The organism is Actinomadura sp. 3N508, from assembly GCF_044326375.1.
Classification (GTDB): Bacteria; Actinomycetota; Actinomycetes; order Streptosporangiales; family Streptosporangiaceae; genus Spirillospora.
Map to the genome: position 1 here is coordinate 181896 of NZ_JBIRAX010000010.1, position 12116 is coordinate 194011.

11 protein-coding genes and 1 pseudogene are annotated in these 12116 nt (G+C 72.9%); 7 read left to right on the top strand and 5 right to left on the bottom strand.

All coding sequences use genetic code 11. The annotated features are described in order from the left end of the window. Positions 1 to 29 precede the first annotated feature (29 nt). Positions 30 to 1214 (top strand): elongation factor Tu, encoded by a 1185-nt coding sequence (tuf, locus tag ACH34S_RS31150; RefSeq protein WP_395956412.1) that lies wholly within the window; start codon positions 30 to 32, stop codon positions 1212 to 1214. Between the two features lie 134 nt (positions 1215 to 1348). Beyond that, positions 1349 to 2242: an endonuclease/exonuclease/phosphatase family protein gene (locus ACH34S_RS31155; protein ID WP_395956413.1), complete on the top strand. Its 894-nt coding sequence runs from the start codon at positions 1349 to 1351 to the stop codon at positions 2240 to 2242. Here the strand turns inward: ACH34S_RS31155 and ACH34S_RS31160 are convergent. The 3 genes from ACH34S_RS31160 to ACH34S_RS31170 form a co-directional block, all read right to left on the bottom strand. After that, the gene (locus tag ACH34S_RS31160; RefSeq protein ID WP_395956414.1) at positions 2239 to 3801 is read right to left on the bottom strand and encodes a long-chain-fatty-acid--CoA ligase; all 1563 of its coding nucleotides are present in this window, start codon (positions 3799 to 3801) and stop codon (positions 2239 to 2241) included. The genes ACH34S_RS31155 and ACH34S_RS31160 overlap by 4 nt on opposite strands. Before the next feature lie 78 nt (positions 3802 to 3879). Continuing rightward, the gene (locus tag ACH34S_RS31165) at positions 3880 to 4050 is read right to left on the bottom strand and encodes a hypothetical protein (RefSeq protein WP_395956415.1); all 171 of its coding nucleotides are present in this window, start codon (positions 4048 to 4050) and stop codon (positions 3880 to 3882) included. Between the two features lie 62 nt (positions 4051 to 4112). Continuing rightward, positions 4113 to 4820 (bottom strand): hypothetical protein, encoded by a 708-nt coding sequence (locus ACH34S_RS31170; protein WP_395956416.1) that lies wholly within the window; start codon positions 4818 to 4820, stop codon positions 4113 to 4115. Between the two features lie 128 nt (positions 4821 to 4948). Between ACH34S_RS31170 and ACH34S_RS31175 the strand changes: the two genes are divergently transcribed. Continuing rightward, positions 4949 to 5659, top strand: coding sequence for a winged helix-turn-helix domain-containing protein (locus tag ACH34S_RS31175; protein ID WP_395956631.1), 711 nt, complete (start codon positions 4949 to 4951; stop codon positions 5657 to 5659). After that, complete coding sequence (locus ACH34S_RS31180; protein WP_395956418.1) at positions 5656 to 6771, top strand: sensor histidine kinase; 1116 nt, start codon at positions 5656 to 5658, stop codon at positions 6769 to 6771. Before ACH34S_RS31175 ends, ACH34S_RS31180 begins: the two co-directional genes overlap by 4 nt. 17 nt (positions 6772 to 6788) lie before the next feature. On the opposite strand, the gene ACH34S_RS31185 is transcribed toward ACH34S_RS31180, so the two are convergent. Continuing rightward, entirely contained in the window at positions 6789 to 8621 is a 1833-nt protein-coding gene (locus ACH34S_RS31185; RefSeq protein WP_395956419.1) for an asparagine synthase-related protein, read from the bottom strand. 156 nt (positions 8622 to 8777) lie between these two features. Further along, the gene (locus ACH34S_RS31190) at positions 8778 to 9137 is read right to left on the bottom strand and encodes a hypothetical protein (RefSeq protein WP_395956420.1); all 360 of its coding nucleotides are present in this window, start codon (positions 9135 to 9137) and stop codon (positions 8778 to 8780) included. A 324-nt stretch (positions 9138 to 9461) separates the two neighbouring features. Here ACH34S_RS31190 and ACH34S_RS31195 point away from each other — a divergent pair, with 324 nt between their 5' ends. The 3 genes and pseudogenes from ACH34S_RS31195 to mptB form a co-directional block, all read left to right on the top strand. Beyond that, positions 9462 to 9797, top strand: coding sequence for an STAS domain-containing protein (locus tag ACH34S_RS31195; RefSeq protein ID WP_395956421.1), 336 nt, complete (start codon positions 9462 to 9464; stop codon positions 9795 to 9797). 196 nt (positions 9798 to 9993) lie between these two features. After that, on the top strand, positions 9994 to 10734 hold the full coding sequence (locus tag ACH34S_RS31200) for a glycosyltransferase family 2 protein (RefSeq protein ID WP_395956422.1): 741 nt from the start codon (positions 9994 to 9996) through the stop codon (positions 10732 to 10734). A 305-nt stretch (positions 10735 to 11039) separates the two neighbouring features. Beyond that, positions 11040 to 11453: pseudogene (gene mptB / locus ACH34S_RS31205) on the top strand (polyprenol phosphomannose-dependent alpha 1,6 mannosyltransferase MptB); the annotation flags it as partial. Between the last annotated feature and the right edge of the window lie 663 nt (positions 11454 to 12116).

A 12116-nucleotide genomic window follows, 5' to 3' on the forward strand; every position in this document is an offset into this window, starting at 1 on the left:
TCACCGGATCCACCAGTGAGGACAGGACAATGGCCAAGCAGCTTTACGAGCGCGACAAGCCGCACGTGAACATCGGCACGATGGGGCACGTCGACCACGGCAAGACGACGCTGACCGCGGCGATCACGAAGGTGCTCGCCGAGCGCGGGATGGCGTCCGCCGTGCCGTTCGACCGGATCGACCGGGCCCCCGAGGAGCGCGACCGCGGGATCACCATCAACGTCTCGCACGTCCACTACACCACCGCGACCAGGCACTACGCCCATGTCGACCTTCCGGGGCACGCCGACTACGTGAAGAACATGATCACGGGGGCGGCGCAGGTGGACGGGGCCGTGCTCGTCGTGTCCGCGCAGGACGGGGCGATGCCGCAGACGCGGGAGCACATCGTCCTGGCCCGGCAGGTCGGGGTCGGGCACGTGGTCGTCGCGCTCAACAAGGCCGACATGGTCGAGGACACCGAGCTGCTCGACCTGGTCGAGCTGGAGGTCAGGGAGCTGCTGTCGGAGTACGGGTTCCCCGGGGACGAGATACCCGTCGTCCGGGTGTCCGGGCTGCGGGCGCTGGAGGGCGACCCGTACTGGACGGCCCGGATCGTCGACCTGCTCGACGCGATCGACGCGTACGTGCCGGTGCCGGAGCGGGTGCTCGACAAGCCGTTCCTGATGCCGGTCGAGGGCGTCCTGACGATCACCGGGCGCGGCACCGTCGTGACCGGTGTCGTGGCGCAGGGCATCCTGCGTGCCGGTGACGCCGTCGAGGTCGTTGGTCTCGGGGAGTCGTTCCGCACCGTCGCGACCGGGCTGGAGTCGTTCGGGCGGGCGATGGAGCACGCCGAGGCGGGCGACGACACCGCGATGCTGCTGCGCGGCGTCCGGCGGGACCAGGTCCGGCGCGGCCAGGTCGTCAGCGTGCCGGGCGCGATCCGGCCGCACCGGCGGTTCCGGGCGGAGGTGCGGGTCCTGACGGCGGGCGAGGGCGGCCGGAGCAGGCCGTTCTTCCACGGCTACCGGCCCCAGTTCCACTTCCGGACGACCGACGTCGTCGGCGGCGTCGACCTCGGCGGCGACGGCCGCATGGCGATGCCGGGCGACTCGGTCGAGATGACCGTGGACCTCGGCAGTCCCGTCGCGATGACCGAGGGCCTCGGCTTCGCCATCCGCGAGGGCAACCGGACGGTCGGCGCGGGCACGGTCACCGGACTGCTCGACTAGCGGCGCTCCAGGGGCCCGGCGGGAGTTCTCGCCGGGCCCTTCGGGGTGGTTCGGCGGGAATCGCTGGCGAAAGCCGATCTTGTTGTGGTGGGATTCGGGCATCGTCCCCGGCTGACCCCCCACCTGGAGCACGTGTGCGATCCCCCCGCGCCCTGATTCCCCTTCTCTCGATCTGCGCCGCCGGCGCGGTCGTCGCCGCCGCCTTGACCGGCGCGAGCATCGAGGGCCTGCAGGGCGATGGCGGTTCTTCGCCCGCCGCCCATGCCGACGGCGCGGCGCCGCCACCGGAGGAGGCCACGATCAATGCCGTGACCTGGAACGTTTGCGGGGGTGTGGAGCCCGGGTGCCCGCTCGGGGCCGATCCGGGCGCGCTCGGCGAGCAGATCTCGCAGCGGATGAAGGGCACCGAGGTCGGCGGGCGGACGGTAGCGGCGAACGCCGTGCTGCTGCAGGAGGTCTGCGAAGGGCATGTGCGGGCCTTCAAGAAGGCTGACTCCCGGTGGGCCTGGGCGTTCGGCGCTTCGTCCGGGGCGCCGTCCTGCGCTCAGGGGCAGGGGCGGCTCGGTGTCGCCATCGGTACTGCGACTCCGCTTGCGGGAGTGGAACGTACCGAACTTCCAGCGCCTGCTGGACGTGCGCCCGTCGCCCTGTGCGGAGAGGTCACGGCCTGGACCACCCGGGTGTGCGTGACGCAGCTCAGCCCGTCGGAGGACGCGGCATGGCGACGCAAGCAGGCCACCGCCCTCGCCGCCCTTGCGGGAAGCGGGCGGGTCCTGTTCGGTGGCGATCTCGGTGCCGCGCCGGAGAGCCCGGCGTTCGATCCGCTGTATCGGACGTATGAGGAATGCGACCAGTCCGGTGAGTCGCGTGCCGGTGCCATGACCCGCCAGGACTGGACGGGTGCCGCCGTGGAGAAGACCGATTACCTCTTCATCAGCCGGACCGCCGCCGTTTCGTGCAGCGTCCCGGCCGAGCGGGTGAAGGCGTCCGACCACCGGCCCCTGTCGGCGGTGGTCCGCTACCCCTAGTGGACCTGGCGCTCCTGGCCCTCCCAGTACGGGGCGCGGAGCTCGCGTTTGAGGATCTTCCCGGTCGGGTTGCGGGGGATGGCCTCGCGGCGCTCGACCGTTGTGGGGCACTTGAAGTGCGCCAGGCGGTCGCGGCAGTAGTCGATGATGTCCTTGTCGGTGATGTCGGACGTGGCGACGATGATCGCCCTGGGGGTCTCGCCCCACTTGGCGTCCGGGACGCCGATCACCGCGCAGTCGCTGATGTCGGGATGGCCCATCAGGACGTTCTCCACCTCGGCGGGATAGATGTTCTCGCCACCCGAGATGATCATGTCCTTGACGCGGTCGTGGATGTAGAGGTAACCGTCCTCGTCCAGGTAGCCGGCGTCGCCCGTGCGGAACCAGTTGTCGTCGGACAGCGCGGCCGCCGTCGCCTCGGGCTTGCGCCAGTAGCCCTTCATGTTCTGCGGCGTCCGGCAGAGGATCTCGCCGACCTGGCCCGCGGGCAGCTCCTCCTGCGTCGCCGGGTCGACGATCTTGAGGGTGCAGCCGGGGTTGGGCAGGCCCGCGCTGCGCAGCCGGTGGGCGTTCGGGCCGTCCGGGTCGTGGTCGGCGGCGGGCAGCATCACGATCGCGCCGGTGACCTCCGTCAGGCCGTACACCTGCATGAACTCGGTGGCCGGGAGCATCCGCATCGCGCCGCGCAGCACGTCCTCGCTGATCGGCGACGCGCCGTACAGCATGAGCCGGAGGCTGGACATGTCGCAGGCGGTGACGTCCGGGATCAGCGGCATGAACTGCAGCAGGACCGGGACGAGGAAGATGTGCGTGACCCGGTTCCGCTCGATGCCCTGCGCGATCAGCGTCGGGTCGGGCTCGCGGACGATCACGCCGGGGATGCCGTTGTGGATCGCGGAGAGCGCGAGCATGTTGCCCGCCACGTGGTACATCGGCATCGCGACCATCAGCACGGACGTCTCGTCGACGTTCCACGTCTCGTTGGTCGTGGTCAGCGCGGCGAAGTAGTTGTCGTGCGTCAGCATCACGCCCTTGGGCAGGCCCGTGGTGCCCGACGAGTACAGCTGGCAGAACACGTCCGAGGTGTCGGCGACATGGGCCGGCTCCGGCGGGGCGTCGGGCGCCGCGTCGATCCAGGCGGCGTAGTCCTGGTAGGGGTGGTCCGAGCCGCCGATGACCAGGAGGTGGGTCGTGTGCTCCAGCCTGTCGGCGATCGCGTCCAGGACGGGGAGGAAGTCGGCGCCGACGACGAAGACCTTCGCCTGCGCGTCGTTGACGATGTAGGCGACCTCGTCCGGCGCCAGCCGGTAGTTCACCGGGACCTGGACGGCGCCGATCCGCGGCGCGCCGAAGAGCTGCTCGACGTATTCGAGCGAGTTCTTGTCGAGGATCGCGACCCGGTCGCCGGGCCCGGCGCCGGCGGCGGCGAGCGCGGCGGCGACCCGGTCGGCGCGCCGGTCGAAGTCGCCGTAGGTGATCTCGGTGTCGCCCGCGATGTAGGCGACACGGTCCGGATGCGAGCGTGCCCGCTCGCGCAGCGTCTCCGTCAGACCCGGCACGGTAGGTCCCTTCGCCGATGACCGCCTGGTTGTCCCGGCATCATGCGGTCACCGGTGAGGGCGCGGCAAGGGGCGCCGCTAACGGTTCTTGGACATCTTGGACACGGCGGTCACGGCGAGGACCACCAGGACGGCGACGAAGCCGATGAAGAAGAAGAACTTCAGCATCGACAGGATCGCGCCGATGGCGGTCATCGCCAGCCATATCGCGAGGATGACACCGATGACGGTGAGGATCGTCTTACCCATGGCCCCACCGTATTCGCTCGCCCGGGGAAGGTCATCACCCTCGGGGACGACCCTGGACGGCCTCAGCCCCCGCCGTACGGCGGAGCGCCACCCTGAGACCCTGCCGGGGGCGGTCCCTGACCCGGACCGGGGGCGGGCGGAGCCTGGTACGGCTGCGCCGGGGCCTGGTGCGGGGGCACCGGGGGCTGGTAGGGCGGTGCCGGAGGCTGGTACTGCGAGGCCGGAGGCTGTATCGGCTGGCCCGGCATCGGCTGGCCGGGGACGCCGGGTTGGCCGAATTGCCCGCCTGGAGTTTGGCCGAACGGCGGGCCTGACGGGCGGCGTGGGGCGAGGCTGCTCGCGACCATCACGACCCGCAGCCCACCGACCGCCCCGGCCACCAGCGGCGCAAGCAGGTCCCAGGGGTCGAAGTGCGGCTTCAGCACCTCGATGACGTAGTCGCCGGAGGCCCCTCCGTGGGTGAAGGTGTAGAGGAGCAGGCCCGCCCGGATGCCGACGAAGAGGGCGACGAGCCCGGCGACCGCCGCGACGATCGGCGCGACCGGACCGCGCGGGCGGGTGAGCATGAGCCCGACCGCCGTGAAGAGGCCGACGAGGACGCACTGCAACGCGTAGTAGGCGGTGGAGTGCCGGATATGCACCAGAAAGTCCGTCTGGTAGACGGCGGCGAACGTCATGATCGTGCCGATGGCGGTCGCGACCGCGCCGCCGACGAGGATCAGGGCGATCGTCCCGCCGGCGGGGGTGGCGGTGCGGGTGGGGGCGGGCATCGGGCCATTAAAGCGAGGATCATCCCGTGATGCGACATAGGCGACGCGTGTCGTGATCAGTTCCTTACAGGGTGATGACGTGCGAACGGGAACGGCTTTGGCGGCCGTAGCGTGAGGACGTGAACTCCGTGTCCCATGCCGGCCGCGTCCTGGTGGTCGACGACGATCCGACCGTGGCGGAGGTCGTCGCCCGCTACCTGGCCCGCGACGGCCATGACGTGGTCTGCGTCGCGGACGGCCCGGCAGCGCTGCGCCGGGCCAGGTCGCTGGACGACCCGCCGGACCTCGTCGTCCTCGACCTGATGCTGCCCGGGATGGGCGGCCTGGAGGTGTGCCGGCGGCTCCGCGAGACCTCCGCCGTCCCGATCGTGATGCTGACCGCGCTCGGCTCGGAGGCCGACCGGCTCGTCGGGCTGGAGACCGGCGCGGACGACTACGTGACCAAGCCGTTCAGCCCGCGCGAGCTGGCCCTGCGGGTCCGGTCCGTGCTGCGGCGGGCGCGGGGATCGGTGGTCCCGGCCGGGCCTTCCGGCCCGCTGCACGACGGTGACCTGATCGTGGACGTCAGCGCGCACGAGGCCGGGCTGCGCGGCGAGCGCCTGTCGCTGACGTCCCGCGAGTTCGACCTGCTGGCGTTCCTGCTGCGCCATCCCCGGCAGGCGTTCACCCGCGAGGAGCTCCTCGAACAGGTCTGGGACTGGACGTTCGGGGACTCCTCCACCGTCACCGTCCACGTCCGGCGGCTCCGCGAGAAGATCGAGGACGATCCGACCACGCCCCGCCGCATCGTCACCGTCTGGGGCGTCGGCTACCGCTACGAACCGGTGGACGCGTCATGATCCCGTTCTGGGCGCTGGTGGAGGTGTTCGTCTACGCGGCCCTCGCGGCGCTCGCCGTCGCGGGTGTCGCGCTCGTTGTCCTGTACGCGCTGCGCAGCCGGTCGATCGCCGTGCAGCTGATCGTGGTGGGCGCGGCGACCGTGCTGGCGACCGTCTCCGGCATCCTCCTGATCTCGTTCCTGATGCTGATCAACGACCATGACCGGTCGGTCGTCCTGGTGGTGGTGATGTCCGCCGGGGTCGTCGCGCTGGGCGTGTCGGTCCTGCTCGGGCGCCGCCTCGTGGCCGCGAACCGGACGCTGGTGGAGGCCGTCCGCGCCGACCGGTTCCGGCCGCCGTCCGGGCCGCTGCCCGCCGAGCTGGCCGAGCTGTCGCGCGAGCTGGACGCCGCCTACGCGCGGCTCGCCGCGTCCCACGAGCGGGAACAGGCGCTGGAGGCCAGCCGCCGCGAGCTGGTCGCCTGGGTGAGCCACGACCTGCGCACCCCGCTCGCCGGGCTGCGTGCGATGGCCGAGGCGCTGGAGGACGAGGTCGTCGCCGACCAGGACACCGTCCAGCGCTACCACGAGCGCATCCGCGTCGAGGTGGAGCGGCTCGCCGAGATGGTGGACGACCTGTTCGAGCTGTCCCGCATCCACGCCGGGGCGCTGCGCCTGTCCCGGCAGCGGGTCGGCCTGGCGGACCTGGTCGCCGAGGCGGTCGCGGGCGCGGAGGCGCTGGCGCGGGCGAAGGGCGTCCGACTGCACGGCGACGTCCGCGAGGGGCTGCCCGTCCAGGTGGACGCGGGCGAGCTGGGCCGGGCGCTGCGCAACCTCGTCGTCAACGCGATCAGGCACACGCCGAGCGACGGCGCCGTCGAGGTCACCGGCGAGGTGCGCGGCGGCGAGGCCAGGGTGACGGTCGCGGACGCCTGCGGCGGCATCCCCGAGGACGACCTGCCGCGCGTGTTCGACGTCGCGTTCCGCGGCGAGGCGGCCCGGACGCCGGGCGGCGGCGCGGGGCTCGGGCTCGCCATCGCCCGCGGCATCGTCGAGGCCCACGCCGGTGAGATCGGCGTCGCCAACGAGGGGCCCGGCTGCCGCTTCGAGGTCCGGTTGCCGCTGACGGTCTGACCGCCGGACCGCCTGAATCAGGCCGCGGGGATCGGGATCCTCACCGGGGACAGCTTCGGGACGGGCTCACGCCACGCGCCCGACAGCAGCACGCTGAGCGTGTAGGCGTGCCAGATCTGCTTGGAGTAGCGGCGGCTGGTCGTGTCGGCCAGCACGTCCGCCATCGCCTGCCGGTCGACGAGCTCGAACAGGGCCGCGGGGCCGTCCATGATCTGCTCGGTGAAGATCCGGCGGAACGCCTCGTCGCCGGACAGCCGCCAGTTGAACGACGCCGTCCGGCCCCGTGCGGGGAGCGCGGCGCGGGTCCGCCACGCCCGGCGGCCGGCGAGCAGCGGGCGCCGCCGTTCCCGGTCGAACCGCCACCGCTTGCCCTCCGGCGGGATGCGCACGAGCGCGGGCGCCAGCTCCCGCAGCAGCAGGAAGAACGGCTCCTCGCTGCGCCGCCACGACGCGGGCAGGGACAGCACGTCGCGGATGACCCGGTTGTCGAAGAACGGGTGGTAGTACGGCGAGTTCATCAGGACCGCGCTGTGCGAGCCGACGATCCAGCGTCCAGTCCGGTAGTACAGGTACAGCTTGTCCAGGACGTCGAAGCCGTCCCGCTCCGCCCTGCCGGCCCAGCGGGCGTGCTCGGCGGCGGCGAGCGCGTTCGCCTCCGGCGTCATGATCGGCTCCGCCGCGCGGAAGATCAGCCGGACCCGGGCGAGCAGCCCCTCGGCGCTGATGTCGTCCTGGTCGTACAGGAAGCCGCCGCGGAACGTCTCCCCGCCCGACCCGGACGTCTGCGGCACGAGGCTGTACGGGCGGAAGGAGTTCACCCGCTCGTACGCCGAGTTCATGCCCTCGCACATGCGGACGATGTGATGGGCGCGCACGAACGGATGCTGGACGGCCACGGTGTCGCGGCTCGGCTCCGGGACCGTCAGCCGCACCTCGTGCTGGATGCCGAGCGCCGCCGCGACCCGGCCGCCGAGGATCACGTCGGGGTCGTCCGCGAACCCGTGCGTGGACGCGCTGAACCGCACCCCCGCCGCCGCCAGCGCCGCCGCCATCAGCCTGCTGTCCCGGCCGCCGGACAGCGCCAGCGTCACCGGCTCGCGGTGCCGCCCCAGCGGCGCCGCCGCGGCGATGAGCGACTCCGCGAGCGGCTGCACGGCCCTCGCGCGGCCCGCCGTGTCGCGGGGCGCCGGGCCCGTCCGCGGCACCGGCAGCCTGCGGATCACGGTCGGCTCGCCCGGCACCGCCTCGAACACGGTCGCGGCGGGAAGGGCCGTGACGCCGCGGAACGGGGTGTCGTCGTTGGTCAGGAACCCGTGCCGGACGATCGGATGCAGCGCCTCCACCGCCAGGTCGACCGGCGGGGCGGCCAGCCCCGTCTCCAGCGCCCGCGCCACCAGATGGACGAGCAGCGCACGGCTCCCGGCGATCCGCACCCCCCGCGTCTCGGTGTGGTAGACGGGGCAGACCCGCGCGATCGCGGTCGCGGCGGTGACGCCGCCTTCACCGGCCCGGAAGGCGGCGAAGACGCCGCCCAGCTCGGCGGTGACGTCGCCGAGGTCGTCCTTGGTGAGCAGGGCGTCCGCGTCGTGCTCGGGGTCGGTGAGGTAGCCGCAGTAGCCGAGGACGCGGCCGGGCCTCGCGGTGAAGATCCCGGGCAGCAGCTCGTAGTCGGGCTCGTTGGACCAGCCGAGCAGCGCCGCGCCGCCGCCGGGCGCGGTCCAGGAGTCGGCCGACACCACGTCGCCGGGAACGGGGAACGCCGCGCCGATGGCGCGGTTCGCGGCCTCGAACAGCAGCGGCGCCAGCCGTTCACGGTCACGGCGGGCGGATAAGGCGAGATAGACGCGCACGAGCACTCCCCACGCGGGCGGGACCCCACGACATCCGGTCCCCTCACCCGGCGGGACGAACTCCGGACGGCGCTCGCGCGTACGTTCGGTGAACAAACAGTGATTTCCATGACACAGAGTGATGCGACGGTTGCGCCCACCGGTCGAGCGTCGCGCCTACTGGTCGAGCGTCTCCGCCATCGCGCGGAACGTCGGGCACGGCCACCGCGACATGCAGGCGCGGCACCGCCGGATGGGGCTGCCGGGATCGCTGGTGATGCCCCCGGCCTCCTGCGGCCGGTGCAGTTCGAGCAGCCGGACGCCGAGGTCGGCGAACGCGATGACCTCCTCGCGGGCGCCGGACAGGAAGGCGATGTCCTCGCGGGACAGGCGCGTCTTGATGGGGACGAAGCCGCCCTTGTTCACGAGCCGGCTCAGATACTGGGTGGACGAGCGCCACGAGCTGGACTTCGCCGAGCGCGCCCGGATCGTCTCCAGGCGTTCGCGCAGCCGGGTCTCTCTCGGATCCGCCTTCATCGCGCGGCGTACCCCCTCACGCGTGTGCCCCTGCCGCTGTTGCACCCGTCCAGCCTCCCCTAATCCCGGGCTCCGCGGGACGGGAACCGCAGAGTTCGCCCGGACCCGCGCTCAGGCCCGCCGCGCCGCGCGCCGTGACGCGCGCCACGACGCGCTCCCGGCCGCTGTGGAACGTGCCTCTGCCCTGGTCAGGGGCGAAATCACAACATCACGGTGCGTAGTTCTCAAAGGGTACGGGACCGTCCGAGCGGCGACACGCCCGCCCCGCAGGGGACTTGGCGAACTGTCTGGCCCGCGGGCCGTTCCCGAGATAGTGTGCCGGACGTGGAGCTAAACGTCTCGACCGCGTCTCAGGAGGGTCACGCCGTCGTCACGGCGACCGGTGAACTCGACCTCTACACCGCGCCCAGGCTGCAGGCGGCCCTCGCGGGCCTCCTGCGCGAGCAGGTCGACCGCATCGTGGTCGACCTCAGCGGCGTCGAGTTCTGCGACTCGACCGGCATGAACGTGCTGCTCGCCGCCATGAAGCGGCTCAAGGAGCAGGGCGGCGAGCTCGAACTCGCGGCCCCGCGCCCGGCCGTCAGGCGCATCCTGCAGGTCACCGGGCTCGACACCGTCTTCACCGTGAACGACGCGGCACCCGCCATGGACGCCGGCTGAACCGTCCCGCAACCGCCCGCACTCGACACGCACCCCGCCCACTCACCCGCCGACCCCGCTCACTCGCACGGCCTCCCCTGGCCGGTCGTCCCTCCGGTTAACGCCGGGGGGCGTCCGTCATGCCCGGGGGTAACGGGTTGAATCGTTCCCCGCCGCGCCACCCGCCGTACCGCCAACCCCGACTACGATCGCCGATATGCAGGACCTAGCGGTGATCATCCCGGCCAAGGACGAAGCCGACCGCATCGCGGCCACCGTCAAGGCCGCGCACGAACTCCCCGGCGCGGGCCTCGTCGTCGTGGTCGACGACGGCTCGTCCGACGGCACCGGGCGCGCCGCCCGCGAGGCGGGGGCGCGGGTCGTCCGGCACACCCGCAACCGCGGCAAGGGCGCCGCGATGGAGAGCGGCGCCGAGGCCGTCCGGCTGCTCGACGACGGCCGCGACCAGCCCCGCCACCTGCTCTTCCTGGACGCCGACCTCGCCGGCACCGCCCGCGAGGCCGCCCCGCTCGCCGAACCCGTCCTGGCCGGCGACGCCGACATGACCATCGCCGTGTTCACCACCACCGTGAAGCTCGGCGGGCACGGGTTCGTCGTCCGGCTGTCCCGCGACGGGATCCGCCGCGCCACCGGCTGGGAGGCCACCGCGCCGCTCAACGGGCAGCGCTGCCTGACCCGCGCCGCGTTCGACGCCGCGCTGCCGCTCGCCGCCGGGTTCGGCGTCGAGACCGCGCTCACCATCGACCTGCTCCGCCAGGGCTTCCGCGTCAGGGAGGTCGAGGTCCCGCTCGCGCACCGCGCCACCGGCACCGACTGGCGCGCCCAGCTGCACCGCGCCCGCCAGTTCCGGGACGTGGCCAGGGCGCTCGCCGTCCGCGACCCGGCGGCCGCCACCGTGACGCGACGCCTGACCGGCCTGCGCGGCAGCCGCCCGTGACCCGACTCGGAACCAGCGGGCTGGGCCGGACCGGGCTCGGCGGTATCGGGCTCAGCCTGGCGTGCTTCCTCACCACCGCCCTGCTGGGCCCGTCGGTGTTCCAGCCCGCGCTCGGCGGGCGGCCCGCCCACCCGCCGTACTCGCTGGACGTGAACGCCTCGCCGTACCTGGTGATCGGCCTCGTCGTGGCCGGTGTCGTCGCGGGCGCGGCCGGGCTCGCCATGTGCTTCGTCGCCGTCCGGCGCGGCTGGAAGGTCGGGGCCCGGCCGCTGGTGATCGCCGGGCTGCTCGCGGCCGTCGCGTTCATGGTCATGCCGCCGGTCGGGTCCACCGACCACCTCAACTACGCCTCCTACGGGCGGATGGCGGCGACCGGGCACGACCCGTACGCCACCCGCGCCGTCGACCTGCCGGGGGACCCCGTCGCCGGGGCGCCGGAGGAATGGCGCACCACGCCCTCGGTGTACGGGCCGATCGCGACGGGCGAGCAGGCGTTCGCCGCCTGGGTCGGCAGCGGGTCGGTGCGGCTGACCGTGTTCGTCCTGTCGGTCGTGAACACGCTCGCGTTCGCGATCACCGCGCTGATCCTCTACCGGACGTCCAGGACCGAAGACCGGCGGCTCCGCACGGCCCTGCTGTGGACCTGCAACCCGCTCGTGCTGTTCCACCTGGTCTCGGGCGCGCACAACGACGTCCTCGCGATCGCGCCGATGGTCGCCGCGCTCGCCGTCTTCAGCGGGCGGGAACGTCCCGGCTGGATGCGGGCGCTCGGCGCGGGCGTTCTCGCGGGCGCGGGCGCGGCGATCAAGGTTCCGGCGGCGCTCGTCGGCGCCGGCCCCGCCTGGGCGCTGCTCCGCGAGGCCTGGACGGAACGCCGCTGGCGGCCGATCGGCGGCCTCGCCGCGCTGTTCGGCGGCGCCGGGGCCGTCACCGCTATCTCCTACGCACTCGCCGGTCCGCACGCCCTCGACCAGGTGCGGGAGGCGAGCGACATGGTCTCGTTCGCCACGCCCTGGCATCTCGTCGACGAGTTCCTCGGACGCGGCTCCCAGCGCACGATCATCAAGACCGGCGCCGTGCTGGTCGGGCTCGCGCTGTTCGTGCTGCTCGTCCGCGCCCTGCCCAAGGACGACACCCCAGGGGCGCCGCTCTCGCGGGACGCGGAGAACCGCCGGGTCGCGGCGGCGTTCGTCCTCGCGTGGCTCCTAGCCGCCCCCTACGCGCTGCCCTGGTACGACGGGTTCGGCTGGGCGGTGCTGGCGCTGCTGCCCTGGACGCGGGTCGACTGGATCCTCCTCGCCCACACCACCGCGCTCAGCCTCGCCTACCTCCCGGCCCGCGCGCCCGCCCGCATCAAGCTCCCCGACGACCTGTCCTGGCTG

Coding starts and splice junctions, on each gene's coding strand:
- ACH34S_RS31200 (WP_395956422.1), top strand. CDS start 9,994: ATGCAGGACCTAGCGGTGATCATCCCGGCCAAGGACGAAGCCGACCGC.
- ACH34S_RS31170 (WP_395956416.1), bottom strand. CDS start 4,820: ATGCCCGCCCCCACCCGCACCGCCACCCCCGCCGGCGGGACGATCGCC.
- tuf (WP_395956412.1), top strand. CDS start 30: ATGGCCAAGCAGCTTTACGAGCGCGACAAGCCGCACGTGAACATCGGC.
- ACH34S_RS31165 (WP_395956415.1), bottom strand. CDS start 4,050: ATGGGTAAGACGATCCTCACCGTCATCGGTGTCATCCTCGCGATATGG.
- ACH34S_RS31190 (WP_395956420.1), bottom strand. CDS start 9,137: ATGAAGGCGGATCCGAGAGAGACCCGGCTGCGCGAACGCCTGGAGACG.
- ACH34S_RS31180 (WP_395956418.1), top strand. CDS start 5,656: ATGATCCCGTTCTGGGCGCTGGTGGAGGTGTTCGTCTACGCGGCCCTC.